Below are 24,540 nucleotides of genomic sequence, written 5' to 3'. Positions count from 1 at the left end.
CCCAGGCCGTACTCAGGTAAGCCACCATGAATGATCTGCAGCTCGACGATTTCAAGCGCGATGAAAACGCCGCCATGGTCTTGCTCATCGACGACCAGGCGATGATCGGCGAGGCGGTGCGGCGCGGGCTGTCGAATGAAGACAACATCGACTTCCACTTCTGCTCCGATCCCCACCAGGCTATCGCCCAGGCGGTGCGCATCAAGCCGACGGTGATTCTCCAAGACCTGGTGATGCCCGGCCTGGATGGCCTGAGCCTGGTGCGCGAGTACCGTAACCATCCGGCCACCCGCGATATCCCGATCATCGTCCTGTCCACCAAGGAGGACCCGCTGGTCAAGAGCGCGGCGTTCGCCGCCGGGGCCAACGACTACCTGGTCAAGTTGCCGGACAACATCGAACTGGTGGCGCGCATTCGCTATCACTCGCGTTCCTACATGATGCTGTTGCAGCGCGACGCGGCTTATCGGGCACTGCGGGTCAGCCAGCAGCAACTGCTCGACACCAACCTGGTGCTGCAACGCTTGATGAACTCCGACGGCCTGACCGGCCTGTCCAATCGCCGGCACTTCGACGAATACCTGGAGCTGGAATGGCGCAGGGCGATGCGCGACCAGAGCCAACTGTCGCTGCTGATGATCGATGTGGACTACTTCAAGGCCTACAACGACAACTTCGGCCACTTGGAAGGCGACGAAGCGCTGCGCAAGGTCGCCACGGCGATCCGCGAGGCGTGCAGCCGTCCATCCGACTTGCCGGCCCGCTACGGCGGCGAGGAGTTCGCCCTGGTCCTGCCCGGCACCTCGCCGGGCGGCGCCCGGCTGATGGCCGAGAAACTGCGCCAGGGCGTCGTCGCCCTGAAAATCCCCCATACCACGCCCGACGGCGGCGAAAACCTGACCGTCAGCATCGGCGTCTCGACCTTCACTCCCCAGCAGGGTAGCGACAGCCGGCAACTGATCTCGGCAGCGGACAAGGGGTTGTACATGGCCAAGCACAATGGGCGTAATCGGGTGGGGGTTGAATAGGCCTCTTGCTGTCGACCTTGCTTTTGTGGCGAGGGAGCTTGCTCCCGCTGGGCTGCGCCTGTAGGAGCTGTGTAGGAGCCGTGTAGGAGCTGTCGAGTGCAACGAGGCTGCGATCTTTCCACTGCCGATTGAGCCCTGAGCGAAAGATCAAGATCAAAAGATCGCAGGCTTCGCCAGCTCCTACAGGGCCAGCGCGAGCTGGCATACAGGGAATTGGTGTTCCTAAAGCCGCCAGGCGGGCTGCCGCTGGCGCTTGATTACGTTATACTCGCCGGCTTTCAAAAGTTCGCCAACGAGTGCTGCCCGCCATGGAAATCAACCCGATCCTGAACACCATCAAGGACCTGTCCGAGCGCTCCGAAACTATTCGGGGGTATCTTTGACTACGATCAAAAGCATGAGCGTCTGACCGAAGTCAATCGCGAGCTTGAAGATCCGAACGTCTGGAACAACCCTTCGTACGCCCAGGAGCTGGGCCGCGAGCGTTCTGCGCTGGCACAGATCGTCGAGACCCTGGATGAGTTGTCCAGCGGCCTGGCCGATTGCCGCGACCTGCTGGACATGGCTGTCGAAGAGAACGATGAAGGCGCGGTCGGCGATGTCGTCGCCGAGCTGACACGCCTGGACGAGAACCTTGCCAAGCTGGAATTCCGTCGCATGTTCAGCGGCGAGATGGACATGAACAACGCCTACCTGGACATCCAGGCCGGTTCCGGCGGCACCGAGGCCCAGGACTGGGCCAACATCCTGCTGCGCATGTACCTGCGCTGGGCCGACAAACGCGGTTTCGACGCCACCATCATGGAACTGTCGGCCGGTGAAGTCGCCGGGATCAAGGGCGCCACCGTGCACATCAAGGGCGAATACGCCTTTGGCTGGCTGCGGACCGAGATCGGCGTGCACCGCCTGGTGCGCAAGAGCCCGTTCGACTCCGGCAACCGCCGCCACACCTCGTTCTCGGCCGTATTCGTTTCGCCGGAAATCGATGACAACATCGAGATCGAGATCAACCCGGCGGACCTGCGCATCGACACCTACCGTTCCTCCGGGGCCGGTGGCCAGCACGTCAACACCACCGACTCGGCGGTACGGATTACCCACGTACCGACCAACACCGTGGTCAGCTGTCAGAACGAGCGCTCCCAGCACGCCAACAAAGACACCGCGATGAAGATGCTCCGGGCTCGCCTGTACGAGCAGGAAGTGCAGAAGCGCAACGCGGCGTCCCAGGCGCTGGAAGACACCAAGTCGGACATCGGCTGGGGTCACCAGATCCGTTCGTACGTGCTCGATGCCTCGCGGATCAAGGATCTGCGCACCAGCATCGAACGCAGCGATTGCGACAAGGTGCTCGATGGCGATATCGATGAATACCTGATCGCCAGCCTCAAACAAGGGCTGTAACGCGACACCCATGCGGCGGGCGGGCACGCTTCCACCAGGGAGCGCGGCCCGTTCGCAAACTCCGGCCCGGGCCGGGGGCAACGAACCTGTGATGGAATCCTTAAAGACATGAGCGACCTAGAACTCGACCCGCAAGCCCTGCAACAGGAAGAAAACTCCCTGATCGCCCTGCGCAAGGAAAAGCTTGCTGCCGAGCGCGCCAAGGGCCAGGCCTTCCCCAACGACTTCCGCCGCGATGCCTACTGCGACGTCTTGCAGAAGCAGTATGCGGACAAGACCAAGGAAGAGCTGGCCGAGGCGGCGATTCCAGTCAAGGTGGCCGGTCGTATCATGCTCGATCGTGGTTCGTTCATGGTGATCCAGGACATGACCGGGCGTATCCAGGTTTATGTCAACCGCAAGACCCTGCCGGAAGAAACCCTGGCCGCCGTCAAGACCTGGGACCTGGGCGACATCATTGCCGCCGAAGGCACGCTGGCCCGTTCCGGCAAGGGCGACCTGTACGTCGAGATGACCAGCGTGCGCCTGCTGACCAAGTCCCTGCGCCCGCTGCCGGACAAGCACCACGGCCTGACCGACACCGAGCAGCGCTATCGCCAGCGCTACGTCGACCTGATCGTCAACGAAGACGTGCGCCAGACGTTCCGCGTGCGCTCGCAAGTCATCGCCCACATCCGCAGCTTCCTGATGAAGCGTGACTTCCTGGAAGTCGAGACGCCGATGCTGCAGACCATCCCTGGCGGCGCCGCGGCCAAGCCGTTCGAAACCCACCACAACGCCCTGGACATGGAAATGTTCTTGCGCATTGCGCCGGAGCTGTACCTCAAGCGCCTGGTTGTGGGTGGCTTCGAAAAAGTCTTCGAGATCAACCGCAACTTCCGTAACGAAGGCGTTTCGACCCGGCACAACCCCGAGTTCACCATGCTCGAGTTCTACCAGGCCTACGCCGACTACGAAGACAACATGGACCTGACCGAGGAACTGTTCCGCGAGCTGGCCCAGCTTGTTCTCGGGACAACCGATGTGCCGTACGGCGACAAGGTGTTCCACTTCGGCGAGCCGTTCGTGCGCCTGTCGGTGTTCGACTCGATCCTCAAGTACAACCCTGAACTGACGGCCGATGACCTGAACGACATCGAGAAGGCCCGCGCCATCGCCAAGAAGGCCGGCGCCAAGGTGCTCGGCTTCGAAGGCCTGGGCAAGCTGCAAGTGATGATTTTCGAAGAGCTGGTCGAGCACAAGCTGGAACAGCCGCACTTCATCACCCAGTACCCGTTCGAAGTGTCGCCGCTGGCCCGTCGCAACGACGAGAACCCAAGCGTGACCGACCGTTTCGAGCTGTTCATCGGTGGCCGTGAAATCGCCAACGCCTATTCCGAGCTCAACGATGCGGAAGACCAGGCCGAGCGTTTCATGGCCCAGGTGGCTGACAAGGACGCCGGCGACGACGAAGCCATGCACTACGATGCCGACTTCGTGCGTGCCTTGGAGTACGGCATGCCGCCGACCGCTGGCGAAGGCATCGGCATCGATCGCCTGGTGATGTTGTTGACCAACTCACCGTCGATCCGGGACGTGATTCTCTTCCCGCACATGCGGCCTCAAGCGTAAGTGTTTCAACTAAAAAGCCGCCTGGAAGGGCGGCTTTTTATTGCCTGTCTGGTACAAACGTATCAATTGGTTACTTTTGAACAAGCGAGGAAAGACCTGTCGTGAATCGTGCAATGGCTTCAGAAGGTGCAGCGGGCGTCGCCACGGCTGTCGCTGAAAGTGTTCAGTACCAGGGCCGCAAGGCCAGCCGACAGGGCAGTGAGCAGCGTCGCCAGGAGATTCTCGACGCGGCCATGCGCATTGTGGTGCGCGATGGCGTGCGCGCCGTGCGTCACCGCGCCGTGGCCGCCGAAGCCGGCGTGCCGCTGTCGGCCACCACGTATTATTTCAAGGACATCGATGACTTGCTCACCGATACCTTCGCCCAGTATGTGGAACGCAGCGCGGCGTTCATGGCCAAGCTGTGGACCAACAACGAAGGCCTGTTGCGGGAAATGGTCGCTTATGGTGATGGCAGCGCCCAATCGCGCTCGCAACTGGCGGACGACATTGCCCGGATGACCGCCGACTACGTGCAACACCAATTGGACAGTCGCCGCGAGTACCTGATGGCCGAACAGGCCTTTCGCCAGGAAGCGTTGCTCAACCCGCGCCTGGCGGTGTTGGTGCGTTCCCACCAGCAGATTTTGCTGCACGGCACTTGTCAGTTTTTCCAGGTATTGGGCTCCCGCGAGCCGCAACAGGATGCCAAAGTGTTGACGGCGATTATCGGACGGATGGAATATCAGGGCTTGCTCAATGGCGCCGAGCCGGTAGCCGATGAAGATATGCTCGGCATCCTGACCCGCTACATGCACCTGGTACTGGCGTCGGTGTAACCCCGATGGGTTCACCACAGCCCTTGTGGCGAGGGAGCAAGCTCCCTCGCCACAAAGGCAAGGCGACCTGTGCCATAGGGAGTTCAAATGAAAGCCTGGCGTGCCGTTGTACTGGCCGTGTCGTTGCTGCTGCTCAGTGGCTGCCTGGTGTCGTTCAAGACGCCGTTGCCTGACAGCGAAGCCGCACCCAAGGGCCTGCTCGGTCACTGGACCAGCACCAATGCCTGGGGCGAACCGTTGAACCTGGAGCTGACGAAGGTCGGCAAGCACCGCTACCAGGCCATCAGCTACTTCAGGGCCAAGCCCCATGAGCGCGAAGCCATCCCGCTGACTGTTTCCCGCCATGGCAGCCGCTGGTATGTGTCGGCCAAGGTGCCGGCGCGGTTTGGCGGCCATTATTTGATCGCCGGTTTCGAGTTGACCGACAAGCAAGAGCTGGTGGTCTACAACCTGGACCTGGAGCAGATCAACCAGGCCATCGCCCAGAACCGCCTCAGCGGCCAGCCGAACCAGAGCGAGGAAGGCGATGGCGTGCTGGTGGACAGCGACATGAACAAGGTTTTCAGTTACCTCGACGACCCGGCCAATTCCGATGTGTTTTCGGAGGCCGTGCGTTACCAGCGGCCGGTCAAATCCCAATAACAGCAACAAGCGGACGTTTTTTCACAGGAGTTCCGGGTGGACGATTACCAGCAGACGATACGCACCTTGTCCGATCGCATTGTGCTGGCGCAAACGCCGATTCGCATCCTCGACGCGGTGAAGTGGGACGAGAGCATCCGCAAGGGGTTTCTCAAGGCCAAGGGCAAGGAAATGCCCGCGGTGGATCGCGACTATTACCTCAACCGGCCGCTGTCTTTCGATTCGAGCAAGGTGAAGCTGGAGTTCCAGAACATCGAGCGTGACATCACCCGTCAGCTTGGGCAGTTCAACCCGGTTGGCCAGATCATGCGCCGCATGTGCAAGGAATACCGCATGGTGGTGCGCATGCTCGAGGCGCGTGGCACCGAGGATTTCGGGCTGATCTCCCAGGAACTCTATGGCGCCGCCTCCGATGCCTTCCACGCCGGCGACCCGACCCTGGCCGACTTGGGCCTGATGCTCTCCGATTACCTGAACAACATCGATGGCCGTGGCGACCTCAAGGACGAGCCCAAGACGCTGGTCGCCAAGGAAGCCGTCAGCCTGCTGCAACACCGCCTCAACCGGGTGTTTGGCGAAGCCGAGGAAACCATCCGGGTATTCGAGTCCGATGGCATCGTGGCCGATGCGGCGGCGGGCGCGGACTACATCAAGATCCGCACCGATGCGATGTTCAACGAGCGTGACGTACGTGCGCTGGAAGTCCACGAAGGCCTGGTGCACGTCGGCACCACCCTCAACGGCCTCAACCAGCCGATCTGTACCTTCCTGTCCAAGGGCCCGCCCTCGTCCACGGTGACCCAGGAAGGCCTGGCGATCCTGATGGAAATCATCACCTTCGCCTCCTACCCGAGCCGCCTGCGCAAACTGACCAACCGCACCCGGGCCATTCATATGGTGGAAGAGGGCGCGGACTTCCTGCAGATCTTCGAGTTCTTCCGAGAGCAGGGTTTTGAAATGGCCGAAAGCTACGGCAACGCCAGTCGCGTTTTCCGTGGGTCGGTGCCGACGGGTCTGCCATTCACCAAAGACTTGTCCTACCTCAAGGGCTTCATCATGGTTTACAACTACATTCAGTTGGCCGTGCGCAAGGGCAAGCTGGAACAGGTGCCGCTGCTGTTCTGCGGCAAGACCACCCTCGAGGACATGCGCACGTTGCGGCAACTGGTGGACGAAGGCCTGGTCGTACCACCCAAGTACCTGCCCGAGCAGTTCCGCGACATGAACGCCCTGTCGGCCTGGATGTGTTTCTCCAACTTCCTGAACCACTTGAGCCTGGACCGGATCGAAGCGGATTATTCCAATATTCTCTAACCACACCACCAATCCCTGTGGGAGCGAGCTTGCTCGCGATAGCGTCAGCACAGTCAGTACGGCTGTGACTGACCCGTCGCTATCGCGAGCAAGCTCGCTCCCACAGGGGGACTGCGTTTACTTCTGACTTGCGAGGCTTCACCGGATGCGAACCCTCGGCATCGTTTGCCTGTTGCTGGCCCTGAGCGGTTGCAGTTCCCTGCTGTTCTACCCCGAGCACGGCCTGCCATTCACCCCGGAGCGGGCCAGGCTCGAGTACCGCGACGTTACCCTGACCACCGCCGACGGTCTCAAGCTCCACGGCTGGTGGCTGCCCGTCAAACCGGGTGTGCAGGTCAAGGGCACGGTCCTGCATTTGCACGGCAACGGCGGCAACCTGGCGTGGCACCTGGGGGGGAGCTGGTGGTTGCCGGAGCAGGGTTACCAGGTGTTGATGGTCGACTATCGGGGTTATGGCCTGTCCGAAGGCGAGCCGAGCCTGCCGGCGATTTACCAGGACATTGACGCTGCGTTCCAATGGCTCGACCAGGCGCCCGAGGTGCAGGGCAGGCCGCTGGTGCTGCTCGGCCAGAGCCTGGGCGGCGCGCTGGCGGTGCATTACCTGGTCGAGCACCCGCAGCGCCAACGGCAGCTCAAGGCCCTGGTGCTCGATGGTGTGCCTGCCAGTTACCGCGACGTCGGCCGGTTTGCCTTGAGTACGTCCTGGCTGACCTGGCCGTTCCAGGTGCCATTGTCCTGGCTGGTGCCGGACGGTGACAGCGCGATCAGTTCCGTCGCGCAATTGAATGGCGTGCCGAAATTGATCTACCACAGCCTGGACGACCCCATCGTGCCCCTTTCCAACGGCATCCGCCTGTATCAAGCTGCGCCGCCACCGCGGGTCTTGCAGTTGACCCGTGGCGGCCATGTACAGACATTCGCCGACCCAACCTGGCGCACCGTGATGTTGCGCTACCTCGACGACCCCCAGCACTTCGACGGCCTGCGCCGCCTGGGCGAGGTCCCGAATTACCCGAAATCACCCGTTGAATCACCTGAGAGCCCGCAATGAGCGAAGAACGTAACGCCATCCCCCTGATCATTACCGGTATCTGCAGCATCCTCGGCACCGTTGCGACGCTGTGGTACTACGGCTACCTGCACTTCGCCAAGCCCGAGGACGCGTTGCTGCTCAACCAGTTCACCATGCTCAAGACCGTGCCCGGCGAGGACTACAAGGTGTCCCTGGAACCGGCCCCCCAGGTCGCCCAATGCGTCGATGGTGTGCTGGTGTTGTTCGACACCGAGCAGAAAGGCCTGACCGGCGTGCTGATCAACGAGAAGAAACGCGCGGTGCGCTGCATGGGCCAGGAGACGCCGCAGAAACTGCAGCCATAAGCGAGACTCCTGTGGGAGCGAGCTTGCTCGCGATAGCGGTGGTTCAGCAGCATAAATAGTGCCTGACACTCCGCCATCGCGAGCAAGCTCGCTCCCACAGGGAATGTGTACAGCCAAACATAATTGGCCATGAAAAAGCCCCGCCTGATTGAAGTCAGGCGGGGCTTTTTCATTGCTCTCAGCCGATCAGTTGGCGCTCATGGTCGAGCGCGGAGCCACTGGCTGGTTGTCGTTGGAGATAGTCACTTCCACGCGACGGTTCATGGCACGGCCCGAGACGCTGGTGTTGTCAGCCACCGGGAATTCCTTGCCGTAGCCTTGGATCACGATGCGCGCCGGGTCCACGCCCATTTTCACCAGGGCGGTGCGCACCGAGCTGGCGCGGCGTTCGGAGAGCGACTGGTTGTAGGAATCCGAACCGGTGCTGTCGGTGTAGCCTTCGATGATCACCTTGCGGTCCGGGTTTTCCTGGAGGAACTGCGCCAGTTTGCTCACATTCGTCATGCCGCTGGCGCGCAGGTCGGACTTGTTGGTGGCGAACAGCACGTCGCCGAAGGTCACCAGCGTACCGCGTTCGGTCTGCTTGGCGTTCAGGCTGTCCTGCAGTTGCTTGATCTGCGCGTTGCGCGCATCGAGCAGGGCACGCGCACGTTCGTCACCGGCGTTTTTCAGCTCGGCTTCGGCGTTGCGCAGGGCGATGGTCTGCTTGGCCACTTCGACGCGCTGGTTGGTCAGGTAGGCCAACTGGTCGACCTTGGCTTCGTCTTCCTTGTCCATGTAGGCCTTGTCGGCCTTGGCCAGGAAGTCGGCGGCGTCCTTGGTTTCCAGGGCGGCCACTTTAGTCGCCGCCGGGTCGGCCTGCAGGCCGTTGTAGTTGGTTCGTGCCTGTTCCAGGTTCGCGTTCGGGTCGTGGGAGCAAGCGGCCAGGGCTACGCAGGCAGCGAGCAGGGCGGGCATCATCAAGTGTTTGTGCATCATAGTCTGTCGTCCTTTTATCAATGAGAAGTACGTCGTGGCGTGAACGGTTTACTGAACCTTGTTCATGCCTTCCTGACGCAGTTCCTGAACCCCTTTCTGAGAATCCTTGAGCGCTTGTTCGGCCTTGGCGGCCTGAGCCTTGCGCTCGGCGACGCGGGCGTCCCACTCGGCCTGTTCGGCCAGACGCTTGGCTTCGTCGTATTTCTTGTCATGCATGGCGATTTCCGCCTGCTTGAGCTTGTCCTGGGCCGATTTCATTTCCACAGCCGCGAATTCGGTGCCGCCGGCGCTGACGGCACTGTTGACCGCCGATTGGGTCACCGCGTACTGCTCCGAAGGTGGGTTACCGGCGCAACCGGCGAGAATGAAGCTGCTACCGATCGCCAGGGCAGCCAACTTCAAGCCGCGCAGGCCGGTGGATGAGGGTTTGGCAGTGCAGGTATTCATAGGCTTCAACTCCATTGGAAAACTCCTGAAAAAACGACAAATCCATGCTGGGACCGAAACCGTGACGTCTGGTTTGGCGCTGGCGCCAAGGCGCGTTTATTTAAACAACTGTTCCAGTATGGTTACTCGGTGTGACCCGAGGCGTTTTTCAAAAGTTCAGCGAAGATGGCCATTCGCCAAAAGAATAACTGACTGATCGGTCAGTCGCGCAAAAGCTGAACTTTCAGGGCGCGCAGCGGTATTCCGACGCGGGCAGAAAAGGCGCCGCGCCGGAAAGTCGCAACCAGGAATGAAAGAAATCAGTGTTTGGATTTGTCGTTCTGCGAGGAAAGTTCGTGCAGATGCCGCCGGGACAAGGCGAGGAATCGCGGGGTCGGGCCCACGTCTTCGTACAGTGGGTCGCCTTCTTCATCGGTGGCGACGACTTGCGAACCCTTGATGTAGGGGAAGCTTGCTTCCAGCTCTTCCAGCGCCGCCCCGATCAGCTCGCCGAGCAGCTCCTCGGGTTGGCGCTTGGGGTACATGTCGCAGATCGCTGCCAGCCGGGCGGCGGCTTCCACGTCCAGATGAATCGTGTAGCCGGTCTGGGTCAGACGGCCCTTGGCGTTTTCTTCCCAATGCTGGGCAAGCTCGCGAATTTTCATGGTGACCTCAATAAGCCTGCTCGTGGCAGGCGCGGTGAGTGACAAGCCGTGGTGTGGCTTACTCATGAGACTAGCTTTGTTGCGCAAGGTTTAAAGTCCCTTCGTCGCTTGTCAGAAACGGTGGGCATCGGCACTCTCTCATCCAAGAGCTGTCCGGACTTTTTTGCTGGAGAAATGCTGATGACCGATATCGATGCACGCTTGCGCGAGGACGTTCACCTGCTCGGTGAGCTATTGGGCAACACCATCCGCGAACAATACGGGGACACGTTTCTCGACAAGATCGAGCAGATTCGCAAGGGCGCCAAGGCTGATCGACGCGGCTCCGTGGACGCCGAACTCAGCGCCAGCCTCAATCAATTGAGCGAGGACGAACTGCTGCCGGTGGCGCGGGCGTTCAACCAGTTTCTCAACCTGGCCAACATCGCCGAGCAATACCAACTTATCCACCGCCGCGAAGAATCGCAGCCGGAACCCTTCGAGGCGCGGGTGTTGCCCGAGCTGCTCGCCCGGCTGCGGGCCGAGGGCCATGGCGCCGAGTCCCTGGCTCGGCAATTGGGGCGGTTGGAGATCGAATTGGTCCTCACCGCCCACCCCACGGAAGTGGCTCGCCGGACGCTGATCCAGAAATACGACGCCATCGCCGCGCAACTGGCGGCCCAGGATCACCGCGACCTGACCAGCGCCGAGCGCGCGCAGATTCACGAACGCCTGCAACGCTTGATCGCCGAAGCCTGGCACACCGAAGAAATCCGCCGCACCCGGCCGACCCCGGTGGACGAGGCCAAGTGGGGGTTCGCGGTCATCGAGCACTCGTTGTGGCAGGCCATTCCCAATTACCTGCGCAAGGCCGACCAGGCCCTGCATGCCGCCACCGGCTTGCGCCTGCCGCTGGAGGCCGCGCCGATCCGTTTTGCCTCGTGGATGGGCGGCGATCGTGACGGCAACCCGAATGTCACCGCCGCTGTGACCCGCGAGGTGCTGTTGCTGGCACGGTGGATGGCGGCGGACCTGTACCTGCGTGACATCGATCAACTGGCCGCCGAGCTGTCGATGCAACACGCCAACGAGGCTTTGCGGGCCCAGGCCGGCGACAGCGCCGAACCTTATCGCGCCGTGCTCAAGCAACTGCGTGAACGCCTGCGTGCCACCCGCAACTGGGCTCACGCCTCCCTGAGCGCCGCCACGCCGCCAAGCGCCGAGGTGTTGCAGCACAACCGCGAGCTGCTGGATCCCCTGGAGCTGTGCTACCACTCGTTGCACGAATGCGGCATGGGTGTGATTGCCGACGGGCCGCTGCTCGATTGCCTGCGCCGGGCGGTGACCTTCGGCCTGTTCCTGGTGCGACTCGACGTGCGCCAGGACTCGACGCGCCATACCGCCGCCATGACGGAAATAACTGACTATCTGGGCCTGGGGCGCTATGAGGATTGGAACGAGGAGCAACGCATCAGCTTCTTGTTGGCGGAGCTGAGCAACCGGCGTCCGCTGCTGCCGGCCCATTTCAAGCCATCGGCCGACACGGCGGAAGTGTTGGCGACGTGCCGGGAAGTGGCCGCGGCGCCAGCGGCGTCCCTGGGCTCCTACGTCATCTCCATGGCGGGGGCAGCGTCCGATGTCCTCGCCGTGCAGCTTTTATTGAAGGACGCCGGTGTGTTGCGGCCGATGCGCGTGGTGCCGCTGTTCGAGACCCTGGCCGACCTGGACAACGCCGGGCCGGTGATCGAGCGGCTGTTGCTGTTGCCCGGTTATCGCTCGCGGCTGCAAGGTCCCCAGGAAGTGATGATCGGCTATTCCGATTCGGCCAAGGACGCCGGGACCACGGCGGCGGCCTGGGCACAGTATCGGGCCCAGGAGCGGCTGGTGGACATCTGCCGCGAGCAGCAAGTCGAACTGCTGTTGTTCCACGGTCGCGGCGGCACCGTGGGCCGTGGTGGCGGTCCGGCGCACGCGGCGATCTTGTCCCAGCCACCGGGTTCGGTGGCTGGGCGTTTCCGCACCACCGAGCAAGGCGAAATGATTCGTTTCAAATTCGGCCTGCCGGACATCGCCGAACAGAACCTCAACCTTTATCTCGCCGCCGTACTTGAAGCGACGCTGCTGCCACCGCCGCCGCCCACGCCGCAGTGGCGACACTTGATGGACGAACTGGCGGCCGATGGCGTCAAGGCCTACCGCGCCGTGGTGCGGGAGAATCCGCAGTTCGTCGAGTACTTCCGCCAGTCCACCCCCGAGCAGGAACTGGGGCGCCTGCCCCTGGGCAGCCGTCCGGCCAAGCGTCGGGCGGGCGGCATCGAAAGCCTGCGGGCGATCCCATGGATCTTCGGCTGGACCCAGACCCGCCTGATGCTGCCGGCCTGGCTCGGCTGGGAAACCGCACTGAGCAAGGCCCTGGAGCGTGGCGAAGGTGAGTTGCTGGGGCAGATGCGCGAGCAATGGCCGTTCTTCCGGACCCGCATCGACATGCTGGAGATGGTGCTGGCCAAGGCCGACGCCGATATTGCCCGCTCCTACGACGAGCGCTTGGTGGAACCTGGGCTGCTGCCTTTGGGTGCGCATTTACGCGACCTATTGTCGCAGGCGTGCTCGGTGGTCCTTGGGTTGACCGGTCAGTCGCAGCTACTGGCACATAGCCCAGCCACGCTGGAATTCATTCGCTTGCGCAACACTTACCTCGACCCGCTGCACCTGTTGCAGGCCGAACTGTTGGCGCGCTCGCGGCAGCAGGATGTGGCCCAGGGCAGCCCCGTGGAACAGGCGTTGCTGGTGTCTGTGGCGGGGATTGCCGCCGGCTTGCGCAATACCGGCTAAGGTTAGGCAGCGCACCGAAACGGCTCGCCCGGCGTTCCCGGGCGTTGTCCGTCGGCGGAGCAAACAGGTCGACCAGGCGACAGTTCGTTGCCCGGTTGCGACGCTCGCCACCCCCTCCGAAGGTCGTATCAGGCGCGGGTTCCTCCGACTTTCGGCGGCTTGTGTGGGTCGGGCCTGCTGTGTATCTTGAGCAGCCTTTGGCCGTTTGGGCGGTCACGATCCTGTTTTTCGAAGATTGGCCCCACGAGGCGAATCCGAGCGTTTTACATAAAAAAATTGAGGAGCACATCGATGCGCGTCATTCTGCTGGGAGCTCCCGGGGCCGGTAAAGGTACTCAGGCAAAGTTCATCACCGAAAAATTCGGTATCCCGCAAATTTCCACTGGCGACATGCTGCGTGCCGCGGTCAAGGCGGGCACTCCCCTGGGCGTTCAAGCCAAGAGCATCATGGATGCCGGCGGCCTGGTGTCGGATGACCTGATCATCGCCCTGGTCAAGGATCGTATCGCTCAAGCCGACTGCGCCAATGGCTTCCTGTTCGACGGCTTCCCACGCACCATTCCCCAGGCCGAAGCCCTGGTGACTGCCGGTGTCGAGCTCGATCATGTGGTCGAAATCGCGGTCGACGACGAAGAGATCGTCCAGCGCATTGCCGGTCGTCGTGTCCACGAGCCTTCCGGTCGTGTCTACCACACCGTCTACAACCCGCCGAAAGTCACGGGCAAGGACGACGTCACCGGTGAAGAGCTGGTGCAGCGCAAGGACGACACCGAAGAAACCGTGCGTCATCGCCTGTCGGTCTACCATTCCCAGACCAAGCCGCTGGTGGAGTTCTACCAGACGTTGTCCGCCAAGACCCAGGGCAAGCCCAAGTACAGCCACATTGCGGGCGTTGGTTCGGTTGAAGCGATCACCGGCAAGGTGCTCGAAGCGCTGAGCTGAAAAGTCTGATCAGTTGCATCAACTACGGCCCGCTTGCGGGCCGTAGTTGTTTATACTGGCGCACTTTTTTTCCACCTGATTTACGGACACATCGATGAGCACCTTGCTGGCCCTGGACACCGCGACTGAAGCTTGCTCCGTTGCCTTGCTGCACGACGGCAAGGTCACGAGCCATTACGAGGTGATCCCGCGCCTGCATGCGCAGAAGCTGTTGCCGATGATCCAGAAACTGCTGAGCGATGCCGGGACGACCTTGCAGGCAGTGGACGCGATTGCTTTCGGGCGCGGGCCGGGGGCTTTTACCGGCGTGCGCATCGCCATCGGCGTGGTGCAAGGGCTGGCGTTTGCCCTGGAGCGGCCGGTGTTGCCAGTGTCGAACCTGGCGGTGCTGGCCCAGCGCGCCTTGCGCGAACAGGGCGCCCGCCAGGTCGCAGCGGCCATCGATGCGCGCATGGACGAGGTGTACTGGGGCTGCTATCGCGAAACCGACGGCGAGATGCGCCTGGTCGGTGCCGAAGCGGTATTGCCGCCCGAAGCGGCGGCATTGCCGGGTGAAGCCAGTGGCGACTGGTTCGGCGCTGGTACGGGTTGGGGCTACGGCGAGCGCATCGCCGTCAACCTGACCGGCCAGGACGCCACCTTGCTGCCCCACGCCGAAGACCTGCTGGCCCTGGCGCGCTTCGCCTGGGCCCGTGGTGAAGCCATCCCGGCCGATGATGCGCAACCCGTTTACCTGCGGGACAAAGTCGCCACGCCAAAATCCGAGCGCTGAAAAGCATCACTCCGCTCTCAAGTGGGCAGCGTTGTGGCGAGGGAGCTTGCTCCCGCTGGGGCGCGAAGCGGCCCTAAAATCTCATTCGCACCTTTCTGGTCAGGTAGGTCAAGTTTTTTGGGGGCCGCTTCGCAGCCCAGCGGGAGCAAGCTCCCTTGCCACAAAGGCATTGCTCGCCGCCAAAGTGGTGTTCTCGCAAAAGTCAGTCTCGCCCCCAAAAGTCACACCCAACCTTGCCAGTCGTCACTTTTTCAGCCGGTTTTTAAACCTTTTAGGCTTTATGTGTTCTAGTTATCACTTGCGCATTTGCGCGGCTGTGAAAGTGCCGCTAAATTGCCATCATTGATACCGAGCATTCAGTTATGCGTATAGACGGCGTTTCATCCCAGTCCTATCCCATCAAGCGTCGGCCTCGTGCGGGTAAAACCACTGAGCCGGAAAACTTCGATGACATCGACGGCGAGCTGGAATTTCCGTCCGAGGAGCAACTGGCCGCCCGTGCCGCCAAAGCTTCAGCGCAACGCCTGAGCAATCTTCCGGCCCGTCAGCAAGACATGCTTTATCACCGTGCGATGAGCCGCAGTGTCGCCTCGGCCCTGGCGAGCTACCTGAGCACCGCCGGTTTCGTCGATTGGGATATGGAAGTGCTGGGACTCGATCTCTACATCTGATGGTCTTGCCTTACTACCTGGGCTGCCCCTCCTGGAGCGAAAACGCCTGGCGTGATTATCTTTATCCCCAGGACGCCAAAAGCACCGACTTCCTGAATCTCTATTCCCAAGTGTTCAATGCCGTGGAAGGCAATACGACCTTCTACGCCAGCCCGTCTGCGGCCACGGTCCAGCGCTGGGCCGAAATCATGCCCGAGCACTTTCGCTTCACCGCCAAGTTTCCCGGTGACATCAGCCACAATGGCGACTTGCGCGAGCGCCTGACGGCCACCGAAACCTTCCTGCAACTGCTCAGCCCCTTGGGCGGGCGTGTCTCGCCGTACTGGCTGCAACTGTCCAAGGCCTTCACCCCGAATCGGTTGCCGGAACTGGCGGGGTTCATCGACGCGTTGCAGCGTCCGTTGGCCGTGGAGGTCCGTCACGATGAGTTCTTCGCCAAGGGCGATGCCGAACGGCGCCTCAATCGCCTGTTGCTCGATCGTGGTGTCGAACGCATCTGTCTCGATCCCCGGGCGTTGTTCAGTTGCACCTCGCTTGATCCTGCCGTGCTCCACGCGCAATCGAAAAAGCCCCGCGTGCCGCCCCGGCCTGCGGCGTTCACCCAATGTCCGCAAGTGCGCTTCATCGGCCACCCGGTACTGGAAGCCAACGAGCCGTTCCTGACGCCTTGGGTGGAGAAAATCGCCGGCTGGATCGAAGAGGGGCGCACGCCCTATATCTTCCTGCACACCGCCGATAACCTGCTGGCGGCCAAACTCGCGCAACGCTTTCACTCTCGCCTGATGAGTCGTTTGCCTGGCTTGCCGGCCCTGCCTGAGCTATATAGAGAACCCGCCGCCGAGCAACTGGGTTTGCTCTGAGGCCCACCCTCTCTGCTCAGGAGCGAACTACATGGATGCGCAAACTCGTCGAGCCCAGGCGTTCAAGGCCTTGCACGAACGTGAAGGGGCTTTTGTCATTCCCAACCCGTGGGATGCCGGTTCGGCCAAAATGCTCGCCAGCCTCGGCTTTGAAGCCCTGGCGACCACCAGCGCCGGCCACGCCTTTTCCTTGGGCCGGCCCGATGGCGCGCTGGGCCTGGAGGACACGTTGGCCAATGTGCGGGCGATTGTGGCGGCCACCGACCTGCCGGTAGCCGTGGACCTGGAAAACGGTTTTGCCGACGCCCCCGACGAGTGCGCGCGTAACCTGCTCCGTGCGGCGCAGGCCGGTGCGGTGGGTGGTTCGATCGAAGATGCCACGGGGCGCGAAGACAGCCCGATCTATTGCTTCGACCACGCCGTGGCGCGGGTCAAGGCCGCTGCCGACGCCGTGCGCAGCCTGCCGTATCCCTTCCTGCTGACGGCCCGGGCGGAGAACTTTCTGCACGGCAATCCGGACCTGGACGACACCATCCGCCGCTTGAAGGCCTTCTCAGACGCAGGTGCCGACGTACTCTACGCCCCAGGGCTGAGCAGCGCCGAGCAAGTGCTTGCAGTGGTGCGGGCCGTGGCGCCGAAACCGGTGAACGTGCTGATGTCCGGGGCGCTGGACCTGACTGTCGCGCAGTTGAGCGAGTTGGGCGTCAAGCGCATCAGCGTCGGATCGGCGTTGGCCCTGGCCGCGCTTGGCGAGTTCTTCCGCGCCGCCGAGGAAATCCAGCAGCAGGGCACCTTCACCTTCACGCGCCGCTCGATGCCGTTCAAGCAGGCCAACCAATTATTCAAGGGTTGATGCCCGAGGCAACATCGTGCGGTTTTTGAAAGTTCTTGCGGTCGTGGCACTGCTCGTTGGCGTCGCAGTGCTGGGGGTATGGCGCGGCTGGGTGGCGGTGCCGCCCCAATGGAATCCCTGGGCGCCCCTGGACGTCAACCTTGCGCCGAACCTGCTGACCCGTTTCAAGCTCATGGCCCTGCGCAATGACCCGCAGCTGTGCGACCAGGCCCTCGCCACCTCGGGGCTGCGCACCGCCCGCCAGGCCGACAGCGGCGCCAATACTGATTGCCCGCTGACCAATGTGCTGAGGGTGCAGGGTGGTGAGGTGGCGCTGAGCAGCAGTTTCCTCGCCAGTTGCCCGCTGGCCGTGGCCTTCGCGCTGTTCGAGCGCCATGGGTTGCAGCCGGCGGCAGCGGCGGTCTATGGGCAGAAAGTGACGCGGGTCGATCACCTCGGCAGTTTCGCCTGTCGCAACATGTACGGTCGTGAAAGCGGGTCGCGCAGCCAGCACGCCACCGCCAGTGCGCTGGACATCGCCGGGTTTCGCCTGGCCGATGGGCGCACGATCAGCGTCCTGAGGGACTGGCCCAAGGACAATGCCGATGCGCGTTTTCTACGTCAGGCCCGGGATGGGGCCTGCGATATGTTCAGTGTGGTCTTGAGTCCGGATTACAACGCGGCGCACCGCAACCATTTTCACCTGGATGTCGGGCCGTGGTGGATCTGTCGCTAAGGTCCTGAGAGAGTCAGGCGGCGATACGCAGGTTCTGCAACACGATCGGGCGTGCCCAGCGGGTGTCGAAGTCCAGTTGTTTTTGCTGCGCCACCAATTCCTCTTCCGGGAAGGGCGGGAACGGTTTGTCCAGCAGGTCGAGTTCGAACTCGGCAATCGGCAGGTGCAGGGGGCGCGGTTGTGGTGCCGGGCCGGGTTCCGGCAGCGGCTGGCCGGCGGTGAGGACGAGTGGGCGAACCCAGTTGCTTTCGAAGGTCTGCTGTTTTTGCTGGGCGGCGATTTCTTCCGCTGGGAAAGGCGGGAACGGCTTGTCCAGCAGGTCGAGTTCAAATTCGGCGATGGGCAGGAACAGCGGCTCAGGCGGCTTGACCGGTGTTTCGGTCACTTCGCAGGTGCGCTGGCTGACGATGTGTTCCAGCAGTTCGGCGCCGAGGGTCGGTTCAACCGCTTCATCGAGGGGCACTGGCTGGTAGCTGCCAGGTGCCGGTGCGTTATCACCCAGTTGATCGGCCAGGGCCCGGGCGAAAAAATCCTGCCACAGGTGACTGACGCCGCTCAGCGCTTGGGTGTTACGCAGGCTGTAATCGCCGTAAGGGGAGATAACGCCTATCGATGTGGATTGAATGTCTGACATTGTTCTCGGTCGACGCTCAGCTCTGGCAAAATGCCGTTCACCGTTGTTATCGGCCGTTTTTGCCGATCCTTAATTTTTTGAGCATGTTTCCATGAGTGAGCAACCCGCGGCCTGCCGCATCCACGTCGAGGCCCTGGCCCCGGCCTTCCAACCGCAGGCCGAGCACTGGGCCGAGCGGCTTGGCCTGCCTTTGCAAGTGGACGATGGCGAGTTTGCCTTGCAGATCGGCGAGCAGGGATTGCAGTTGCAGCAACTGGGCCCGGACGCGCCTGGACCGGTGCGTGTGGACTTTGTCGAGGGCGGTGCGGCCCATCGGCGCTTGTACGGTGGCGGCAGCGGCCAGATGATCGCCAAGGCGGTCGGCATTGCCCAAGGTGTGCGTCCGCGGGTGCTGGATGCCACGGCCGGGTTGGGCAAGGATGCGTTTGTGCTGGCCAGCCTGGGCTGCGAAATGAGCCTGATCGAGCGTCAACCGCTGATTGGCGCCCTGCTGGAGGATGGCCTGGCTCGCGCCGCGGAGGACTTCGACGTGGCGCCGATCGTGGCGCGCATGCGTTTGCTCAAGGGCAACTCCATCGAGGTGATGCGCGACTGGGAAGGCGAACCGCCCCAGGTGATCTACCTGGACCCAATGTTTCCCCATCGGGAGAAAACCGCCCTGGTGAAGAAGGAAATGCGCCTGTTCCGCCCCCTGGTGGGCGATGACCCGGACGCCCCGGCGCTGCTCGCCGCCGCCCTGGCCCTGGCGACCCACCGGGTGGTGGTCAAGCGCCCGCGCAAGGCCCCGTGCATCGAAGGGCCGAAGCCGAGCCATGGGCTCGATGGCAAATCCAGTCGCTACGATATCTACCCCAAGAAAGCGCTCAAGCCCTGAAACCGTGTCGCCTGCATCGCGAGCAAGCTCGCTCCCACAGGGGGCGGTGGTGAACACAGAGTCTTTGAACACCCTCGATCAAACTGTGGGAGCGAGCTTGCTCGCGATGAGGCCCTTCCAACCAGCGAAAGGCTACCGGTCGTGCTACGGCCGATAAGCCCGCATAAACAACCCCACCACTTCCTGCACATGGGCCTCGCCCGCTTCAGGTTCCAGTGGCGCGCCGCAGCCATACAACAGGCGGAAGTTCGCCGCGCCCTTGATCAGGCAGAAGAAATGCTCGGCGGCGTTGCGCGGCTTGTCGATGCTCAGGGCGCCGCTCTGGTTGACCTTGGTCAGCAGGCGTTCCATGCCTGAGAGCATCCGCTGCGGGCCGGCTTCGAAGAAAATCGACGAGAGTTTCGGATCCTGGCTGCCCAGGGCCATGATCAGCCGATGCAGGTTCACCGATTCCTCGCTGTTGATGAGTTGGTGAAAGCCACGGGCGATGTTCAGCAGCACATGTTCGATCGCAACGCCGTCCGGCCATTCGAAAAACAGCGGCGGCACCTGCTCTTCACATTTCGCCATCACGGCAGCGGAAAACAGCGTCTCCTTGTCGTTGAAGTGGCTGTAGACCGTCAGCTTCGAGACCCCCGCCTCGGTAGCGACGGCGTCCATGCTGGTACTGGCGTAACCCATGCTCACGAACAGACGCTTCGCCGCGTCGAGAATAGCCTGGCGCTTGGCCAGATCCTTGGGACGGCCCGGGCCGGAGGGGATTGGAGGATTGTTCGACATTTCTTCGCTTTAATACTGGACTGGTGAGTTTGCTATTAATAACATACTCGCCAGTATAATTATTCCAAGCACCATTAGCGAAAGGTCACTCGCCATGTTCCGCTATGCCTTGCCCCTCGCCGTGCCAGTCACCCTGGCTTTTTTATTGTCTGCGTGCGGTCATGACGAGCCGGTCTCGGTCGCCGTGCGCCCGGCCCTGGTGGTGAAACCACAGCCTTCAGCGCAGGCGATGGACAGTTATCCCGGTGAAGTGCGAGCGCGGTTCGAGCCCGACCTGGCCTTTCGCATTGGCGGCAAGGTGAGCCGACGACTGGTCGAAGAGGGCCAGCGGGTCAAGGCCAATCAGCCACTGGCCGAACTCGATCCCGAAGATGTGCGCCTGCAACTGGAAGCGACCCGTGCCCAGGTTGCCGCCGCCGAGGCCAACCTGAACCTGGTACGTGCCGAGCGTGACCGCTACAAGACCTTGATGGAACGGCAGATGGTCAGCCGCTCCCAGTACGACAACGCCGAAAACCTTTACCGCTCCGGCACCGCGCGGCTCAAGCAGATCAAGGCCGAGTTCGATGTCGCCAACAACCAGGCCAGCTATTCGGTGCTGCGTGCGCCCCAGGATGGCGTGGTTGCGCGGCGTTCGGTGGAGGTCGGGCAGGTGGTGTCGGCCGGGCAAACCGTCTTTACCTTGGCCACCGACGGCGAGCGTGAAGTGCTGATCAGCCTGCCGGAGCAGGGTTTTGGCCGGTTCAAGATCGGCCAGCCGGTTTCGGTCGAACTGTGGAGCCAGCCCGACCAGCGTTTCAGCGGACGTATTCGCGAACTCTCGCCGGCCGCCGACCCCAAGTCGCGCACCTTCGCCGCCCGTGTGGCCTTCACCGCCGGCAGCGTGCCGGCCGAGCTGGGCCAGAGCGCCCGGGTGTTTATCCAGACCGCCGACAAGGTGCCGCTGTCGGTGCCCTTGTCGGCCCTGACGGCTGAAAACGGCGCGACGTACGTCTGGGTGGTCAACGCCAACAACACCCTGAAAAAAGTCCCGGTGCGGGTCGGCGCCTTTGGCGAAAAGACCGTGCCGGTGCTTGAAGGCCTCAGCCCCGATGACTGGGTAGTGGCGGCCGGCGTGCATGTGCTCCTCGACGGCCAGCAGGTGCGGCCGGTGGATCGCTCCAACCGCGTGGTCAACCTGACGGCCAAGGAGTAATCCCCGATGGGTTTCAATCTTTCCGAATGGGCGCTGCGCAACCGCCAGATAGTACTGTTCCTGATGTTGTTGCTGGCGATCGTTGGTGCACTTTCCTACACCAAGCTCGGCCAGAGCGAGGACCCGCCGTTCACCTTCAAGGCCATGGTCATCCGCACCAGCTGGCCGGGCGCCACGGCCGAGGAAGTCTCGCGTCAGGTTACTGAGCGCATCGAAAAGAAGCTGATGGAAACCGGCGACTACGAACGGATCGTCTCGTTCTCCCGTCCGGGCGAGTCCCAGGTGACCTTCGTGGCCCGCGACTCCCTGCATTCGGTGCAGATCCCCGAGCTGTGGTACCAGATCCGCAAGAAGATCAGTGACATCCGCCACACCTTGCCGCCGGGCATCCAGGGGCCGTTTTTCAACGATGAATTCGGCACCACCTTCGGCAACATCTATGCGCTGACCGGTGACGGCTTCGACTACGCCGTGCTCAAGGACTACGCCGATCGCATCCAGATCCAGCTGCAACGGGTCAAGGACGTGGGCAAGGTCGAACTAATCGGTTTGCAGGACGAGAAGATCTGGATCGAGCTGTCGAACGTCAAGCTGGCGACCCTCGGCCTGCCCTTGGCGGCGGTCCAGCAGGCCCTGGAAGAGCAGAACGCGGTATCGACCGCCGGCTTCTTCGAAACCGGCAGCGAGCGACTGCAGCTACGGGTGTCCGGGAATTTCCAGAGCGTGGATGAGATCCGCAACTTCCCGATCCGGGTCGCCGATCGTACGTTCCGCATCAGCGATCTGGCCGATGTGCGCCGGGGGTTCAACGACCCGCCGGCGCCACGCATGCGTTTCATGGGCGAAGACGCCATCGGCCTGGCCGTGGCCATGAAAGACGGTGGTGACATCCTGGTGCTGGGCAAGGCCCTCGAGGTCGATTTTGCCCGGATCCAGAACACGCTCCCGGCCGGCATGCAACTGCGCAAGGTGTCGGACCAGCCAGCGGCGGTGAAGACCGGGGTGGGTGAGTTCGTCCAAGTGCTGGTGGAAGCGCTGACAATTGTGTTGCTGGTGAGCTTTTTCTCCTTGGGGCTGCGCACCGGGATGGTGGTGGCCCTGGCGATCCCGCTGGTGCTGGCGATGACGTTTGCCGCGATGTACTACCTGGGAATCGGCCTGCACAAGATTTCCCTCGGCGCGCTGGTCTTGGCACTGGGGCTGCTGGTGGACGATGCGATCATTGCGGTGGAGATGATGGCGATCAAGATGGAGCAGGGCTTCGACCGGATCAAGGCCGCCAGTTTTGCGTGGACCAGCACGGCATTCCCCATGCTCACCGGTACGTTGATCACCGCCGCCGGCTTCCTGCCAATTGCTACCGCGCAATCGGGCACCGGCGAATACACCCGTTCGATTTTCCAGGTCGTGACCCTCGCACTGCTGGCGTCCTGGGTGGCTGCCGTGGTGTTCGTGCCTTACCTGGGGGAAAAGCTCCTGCCGGACCTGGCGAAAATTCACGCGGCCAAACATGGCACGGCTGACGGCCAGACCGACCCGTACGGCACGCCGTTCTACCAGCGTGTCCGGCGGATGGTGGAGTGGTGCGTGCGTCGCCGCAAAACCGTCATCACCCTGACCGTGCTGTTGTTCGTCGGCTCAGTGGTGTTGTTCCGTTTCGTGCCGCAGCAGTTCTTCCCGGCATCGGGGCGGCTGGAGCTGATGGTCGACCTGAAACTGCAGGAGGGCGCCTCCCTGAGCAACACTGCCGAGCAGGTCAAGCGCCTTGAAGCGCTGCTCAAGGGCCACGCGGGCATCGACAATTACGTGGCCTACGTCGGCACCGGTTCGCCGCGTTTCTACTTGCCGCTGGATCAACAACTGCCGGCGTCCAGCTTTGCCCAGTTCGTGGTGCTGGCCAAGACCATCGAAGACCGCGAGCCTTTGCGCAGTTGGTTGATCGCGACCCTGAACGAACAATTTCCAACCCTGCGCTCGCGGGTCACCCGCCTGGAAAACGGCCCGCCGGTCGGCTACCCGGTGCAGTTCCGCGTCACGGGCGAGCACATCGAAGAGGTCCGCGCCCTGGCGCGCAAAGTGGCGGTGAAAGTTCGCGAAAACCCCTACGTGACCAATGTGCACCTGGACTGGGAAGAGCCGAGCAAGGTGGTGTACCTGAACGTCGACCAGGACCGTGCCCGCGCCCTGGGCGTGAGCACCGCCAACCTGGCGAGTTTCCTGCGCAGCTCCCTCACGGGCTCCAGCGTCAGCCAGTATCGGGAAGACAACGAACTGATCGAAATACTGCTGCGTGGCACGGTGCATGAGCGCACCGAACTGTCGTTGCTGCCGAGCCTGGCGGTGCCGACCGACAACGGCAAGAGCGTTGCCCTGTCGCAGGTCGCGACCCTGGAATACGGTTTCGAAGAAGGCGTGATCTGGCACCGCAACCGCTTGCCGAGCGTGACCGTACGGGCCGATATCTATGGCAAGGAACAACCGGCGACCCTGGTGCAGCAGATCTTCCCGACCCTGGAGCCGATTCGTGCGCAACTGCCGGACGGTTACCTGCTGGAGGTGGGCGGTACGGTGGAGGATTCGGCTCGCGGCCAGAAATCGGTGAATGCCGGTGTGCCGTTGTTCATCGTCGTGGTGTTGACGTTGCTGATGTTGCAACTGCGCAGTTTCTCGCGCACCGCCATGGTGTTTCTCACCGCGCCGCTGGGGTTGATCGGCGTCACCCTGTTCTTGCTGGTGTTCCGTCAGCCGTTTGGTTTCGTCGCCATGCTAGGCACGATCGCGTTGTCGGGAATGATCATGCGCAACTCGGTGATCCTGGTGGACCAGATCGAACAGGACATCAAGGCGGGGCTGTCGCCCTGGCAGGCGATCATCGAAGCGACGGTACGCCGCTTCCGTCCGATTGTGCTCACTGCGCTGGCGGCGGTGCTGGCGATGATCCCGCTGTCACGCAGCCTGTTCTTCGGACCGATGGCCGTGGCGATCATGGGGGGCTTGATCGTGGCGACGGCGTTGACGCTGTTGTTCCTGCCGGCGTTGTATGCGGCGTGGTTCAGGGTCAAGAAAACCTGAGGTGATTCTGATAGCACTGATGATCAAGTGTGGGAGCGAGCCTGCTCGCGATAGCGGTGCAACAGCCAACAGAGATGTTATGGCTGATACCGCTATCG

23 protein-coding genes are annotated in these 24,540 nt (G+C 62.4%); 18 read left to right on the top strand and 5 right to left on the bottom strand.

The annotated features are described in order from the left end of the window. The first annotated feature begins 26 nt into the window (after positions 1-26). The 8 genes from LQ215_RS22470 (at position 27) to LQ215_RS22435 (ending at position 8,194) form a co-directional block, all read left to right on the top strand. Complete coding sequence (locus LQ215_RS22470; protein WP_230152630.1) at positions 27-1,028, top strand: diguanylate cyclase domain-containing protein; 1,002 nt, start codon at positions 27-29, stop codon at positions 1,026-1,028. Positions 1,029-1,336: 308 nt separating this feature from the next. Further along, positions 1,337-2,432 (top strand): peptide chain release factor 2 gene (prfB, locus tag LQ215_RS22465; RefSeq protein ID WP_095963568.1). Its coding sequence is split into 2 segments (ribosomal slippage): positions 1,337-1,408 and positions 1,410-2,432, totalling 1,095 coding nucleotides; the frame shifts between segments, so codons are not numbered across the junction. A gap of 108 nt (positions 2,433-2,540) precedes the next feature. Next, positions 2,541-4,043: a lysine--tRNA ligase gene (gene lysS / locus LQ215_RS22460; protein ID WP_057448378.1), complete on the top strand. Its 1,503-nt coding sequence runs from the start codon at positions 2,541-2,543 to the stop codon at positions 4,041-4,043. 101 nt (positions 4,044-4,144) lie between these two features. After that, a complete protein-coding gene (locus LQ215_RS22455) occupies positions 4,145-4,861 on the top strand; it encodes a TetR/AcrR family transcriptional regulator (protein ID WP_003198153.1) in 717 nt (238 codons plus the stop codon). Between the two features lie 87 nt (positions 4,862-4,948). Continuing rightward, positions 4,949-5,503 carry a hypothetical protein gene (locus tag LQ215_RS22450; protein ID WP_230152629.1) on the top strand — a complete coding sequence of 185 codons (555 nt, stop codon included), beginning with the start codon at positions 4,949-4,951 and terminating at the stop codon, positions 5,501-5,503. A gap of 36 nt (positions 5,504-5,539) precedes the next feature. Further along, positions 5,540-6,817 (top strand): flavohemoglobin expression-modulating QEGLA motif protein, encoded by a 1,278-nt coding sequence (locus LQ215_RS22445; RefSeq protein WP_230152628.1) that lies wholly within the window; start codon positions 5,540-5,542, stop codon positions 6,815-6,817. A 145-nt stretch (positions 6,818-6,962) separates the two neighbouring features. After that, a complete protein-coding gene (locus LQ215_RS22440; RefSeq protein WP_230152627.1) occupies positions 6,963-7,868 on the top strand; it encodes an alpha/beta hydrolase in 906 nt (301 codons plus the stop codon). Beyond that, positions 7,865-8,194 carry a hypothetical protein gene (locus LQ215_RS22435; RefSeq protein ID WP_214511359.1) on the top strand — a complete coding sequence of 110 codons (330 nt, stop codon included), beginning with the start codon at positions 7,865-7,867 and terminating at the stop codon, positions 8,192-8,194. The genes LQ215_RS22440 and LQ215_RS22435 overlap by 4 nt, the downstream gene beginning before the upstream one ends. Positions 8,195-8,380: 186 nt before the next feature. Here the strand turns inward: LQ215_RS22435 and LQ215_RS22430 are convergent, their stop codons facing one another. The 3 genes from LQ215_RS22430 to LQ215_RS22420 form a co-directional block, all read right to left on the bottom strand. After that, positions 8,381-9,169, bottom strand: coding sequence for an OmpA family protein (locus tag LQ215_RS22430; RefSeq protein WP_230152637.1), 789 nt, complete (start codon positions 9,167-9,169; stop codon positions 8,381-8,383). A gap of 51 nt (positions 9,170-9,220) precedes the next feature. Beyond that, on the bottom strand, positions 9,221-9,634 hold the full coding sequence (locus LQ215_RS22425) for a DUF4398 domain-containing protein (RefSeq protein WP_003198164.1): 414 nt from the start codon (positions 9,632-9,634) through the stop codon (positions 9,221-9,223). Positions 9,635-9,918: 284 nt separating this feature from the next. Next, positions 9,919-10,263 carry a hypothetical protein gene (locus tag LQ215_RS22420; RefSeq protein WP_003198166.1) on the bottom strand — a complete coding sequence of 115 codons (345 nt, stop codon included), beginning with the start codon at positions 10,261-10,263 and terminating at the stop codon, positions 9,919-9,921. 180 nt (positions 10,264-10,443) lie between these two features. On the opposite strand from LQ215_RS22420, the gene ppc reads away from it, so the two are divergent. The 7 genes from ppc (at position 10,444) to LQ215_RS22385 (ending at position 17,887) form a co-directional block, all read left to right on the top strand. Further along, the gene (ppc, locus tag LQ215_RS22415; protein ID WP_230152626.1) at positions 10,444-13,074 is read left to right on the top strand and encodes a phosphoenolpyruvate carboxylase; all 2,631 of its coding nucleotides are present in this window, start codon (positions 10,444-10,446) and stop codon (positions 13,072-13,074) included. Between the two features lie 291 nt (positions 13,075-13,365). Next, positions 13,366-14,016: an adenylate kinase gene (adk, locus tag LQ215_RS22410; protein WP_230152625.1), complete on the top strand. Its 651-nt coding sequence runs from the start codon at positions 13,366-13,368 to the stop codon at positions 14,014-14,016. 94 nt (positions 14,017-14,110) lie between these two features. After that, positions 14,111-14,788, top strand: a complete 678-nt coding sequence (gene tsaB, locus LQ215_RS22405) for a tRNA (adenosine(37)-N6)-threonylcarbamoyltransferase complex dimerization subunit type 1 TsaB (RefSeq protein WP_230152624.1) — start codon at positions 14,111-14,113, stop codon at positions 14,786-14,788. A gap of 362 nt (positions 14,789-15,150) precedes the next feature. Beyond that, positions 15,151-15,459: a hypothetical protein gene (locus tag LQ215_RS22400; RefSeq protein ID WP_230152623.1), complete on the top strand. Its 309-nt coding sequence runs from the start codon at positions 15,151-15,153 to the stop codon at positions 15,457-15,459. After that, the gene (locus LQ215_RS22395; protein WP_230152622.1) at positions 15,459-16,319 is read left to right on the top strand and encodes a DUF72 domain-containing protein; all 861 of its coding nucleotides are present in this window, start codon (positions 15,459-15,461) and stop codon (positions 16,317-16,319) included. The genes LQ215_RS22400 and LQ215_RS22395 overlap by 1 nt, the downstream gene beginning before the upstream one ends. A 31-nt stretch (positions 16,320-16,350) precedes the next feature. Then, on the top strand, positions 16,351-17,172 hold the full coding sequence (locus LQ215_RS22390; protein ID WP_230152621.1) for an isocitrate lyase/PEP mutase family protein: 822 nt from the start codon (positions 16,351-16,353) through the stop codon (positions 17,170-17,172). 16 nt (positions 17,173-17,188) lie between these two features. Next, positions 17,189-17,887 carry an extensin-like domain-containing protein gene (locus LQ215_RS22385; protein WP_230152620.1) on the top strand — a complete coding sequence of 233 codons (699 nt, stop codon included), beginning with the start codon at positions 17,189-17,191 and terminating at the stop codon, positions 17,885-17,887. A gap of 13 nt (positions 17,888-17,900) precedes the next feature. Here the strand turns inward: LQ215_RS22385 and LQ215_RS22380 are convergent, their stop codons facing one another. Beyond that, complete coding sequence (locus LQ215_RS22380; protein ID WP_212797402.1) at positions 17,901-18,521, bottom strand: energy transducer TonB; 621 nt, start codon at positions 18,519-18,521, stop codon at positions 17,901-17,903. 91 nt (positions 18,522-18,612) lie between these two features. Here LQ215_RS22380 and LQ215_RS22375 point away from each other — a divergent pair, with 91 nt between their 5' ends. Further along, positions 18,613-19,395, top strand: coding sequence for a class I SAM-dependent methyltransferase (locus LQ215_RS22375; RefSeq protein ID WP_230152619.1), 783 nt, complete (start codon positions 18,613-18,615; stop codon positions 19,393-19,395). A gap of 144 nt (positions 19,396-19,539) precedes the next feature. Here the strand turns inward: LQ215_RS22375 and LQ215_RS22370 are convergent, their stop codons facing one another. Further along, a complete protein-coding gene (locus LQ215_RS22370) occupies positions 19,540-20,175 on the bottom strand; it encodes a TetR/AcrR family transcriptional regulator (protein WP_230152618.1) in 636 nt (211 codons plus the stop codon). A gap of 94 nt (positions 20,176-20,269) precedes the next feature. On the opposite strand from LQ215_RS22370, the gene LQ215_RS22365 reads away from it, so the two are divergent. Both LQ215_RS22365 and LQ215_RS22360 read left to right on the top strand, forming a co-directional pair. After that, a complete protein-coding gene (locus LQ215_RS22365; RefSeq protein ID WP_230152617.1) occupies positions 20,270-21,370 on the top strand; it encodes an efflux RND transporter periplasmic adaptor subunit in 1,101 nt (366 codons plus the stop codon). 6 nt (positions 21,371-21,376) lie between these two features. Then, positions 21,377-24,442, top strand: a complete 3,066-nt coding sequence (locus LQ215_RS22360; RefSeq protein ID WP_230152616.1) for an efflux RND transporter permease subunit — start codon at positions 21,377-21,379, stop codon at positions 24,440-24,442. Positions 24,443-24,540 lie beyond the last annotated feature (98 nt).

The organism is Pseudomonas brassicacearum, assembly GCF_918698105.1.
Classification (GTDB): domain Bacteria; phylum Pseudomonadota; class Gammaproteobacteria; order Pseudomonadales; family Pseudomonadaceae; genus Aquipseudomonas; species Aquipseudomonas brassicacearum_F.
Note: the sequence above shows the minus strand (reverse complement) of the source record. Positions and strands in the feature narration are given on the sequence as shown.

Bases quoted from the DNA above. Each gene is read 5' to 3' on its own strand.
- LQ215_RS22470 (WP_230152630.1), top strand. From the start codon at position 27: ATGAATGATCTGCAGCTCGACGATTTCAAGCGCGATGAAAACGCCGCC.
- lysS (WP_057448378.1), top strand. From the start codon at position 2,541: ATGAGCGACCTAGAACTCGACCCGCAAGCCCTGCAACAGGAAGAAAAC.
- LQ215_RS22450 (WP_230152629.1), top strand. From the start codon at position 4,949: ATGAAAGCCTGGCGTGCCGTTGTACTGGCCGTGTCGTTGCTGCTGCTC.
- LQ215_RS22440 (WP_230152627.1), top strand. From the start codon at position 6,963: ATGCGAACCCTCGGCATCGTTTGCCTGTTGCTGGCCCTGAGCGGTTGC.
- LQ215_RS22435 (WP_214511359.1), top strand. From the start codon at position 7,865: ATGAGCGAAGAACGTAACGCCATCCCCCTGATCATTACCGGTATCTGC.
- LQ215_RS22430 (WP_230152637.1), bottom strand. From the start codon at position 9,169: ATGCACAAACACTTGATGATGCCCGCCCTGCTCGCTGCCTGCGTAGCC.
- LQ215_RS22425 (WP_003198164.1), bottom strand. From the start codon at position 9,634: ATGGAGTTGAAGCCTATGAATACCTGCACTGCCAAACCCTCATCCACC.
- LQ215_RS22420 (WP_003198166.1), bottom strand. From the start codon at position 10,263: ATGAAAATTCGCGAGCTTGCCCAGCATTGGGAAGAAAACGCCAAGGGC.
- ppc (WP_230152626.1), top strand. From the start codon at position 10,444: ATGACCGATATCGATGCACGCTTGCGCGAGGACGTTCACCTGCTCGGT.
- adk (WP_230152625.1), top strand. From the start codon at position 13,366: ATGCGCGTCATTCTGCTGGGAGCTCCCGGGGCCGGTAAAGGTACTCAG.
- tsaB (WP_230152624.1), top strand. From the start codon at position 14,111: ATGAGCACCTTGCTGGCCCTGGACACCGCGACTGAAGCTTGCTCCGTT.
- LQ215_RS22400 (WP_230152623.1), top strand. From the start codon at position 15,151: ATGCGTATAGACGGCGTTTCATCCCAGTCCTATCCCATCAAGCGTCGG.
- LQ215_RS22395 (WP_230152622.1), top strand. From the start codon at position 15,459: ATGGTCTTGCCTTACTACCTGGGCTGCCCCTCCTGGAGCGAAAACGCC.
- LQ215_RS22390 (WP_230152621.1), top strand. From the start codon at position 16,351: ATGGATGCGCAAACTCGTCGAGCCCAGGCGTTCAAGGCCTTGCACGAA.
- LQ215_RS22380 (WP_212797402.1), bottom strand. From the start codon at position 18,521: ATGTCAGACATTCAATCCACATCGATAGGCGTTATCTCCCCTTACGGC.
- LQ215_RS22375 (WP_230152619.1), top strand. From the start codon at position 18,613: ATGAGTGAGCAACCCGCGGCCTGCCGCATCCACGTCGAGGCCCTGGCC.
- LQ215_RS22370 (WP_230152618.1), bottom strand. From the start codon at position 20,175: ATGTCGAACAATCCTCCAATCCCCTCCGGCCCGGGCCGTCCCAAGGAT.
- LQ215_RS22365 (WP_230152617.1), top strand. From the start codon at position 20,270: ATGTTCCGCTATGCCTTGCCCCTCGCCGTGCCAGTCACCCTGGCTTTT.
- LQ215_RS22360 (WP_230152616.1), top strand. From the start codon at position 21,377: ATGGGTTTCAATCTTTCCGAATGGGCGCTGCGCAACCGCCAGATAGTA.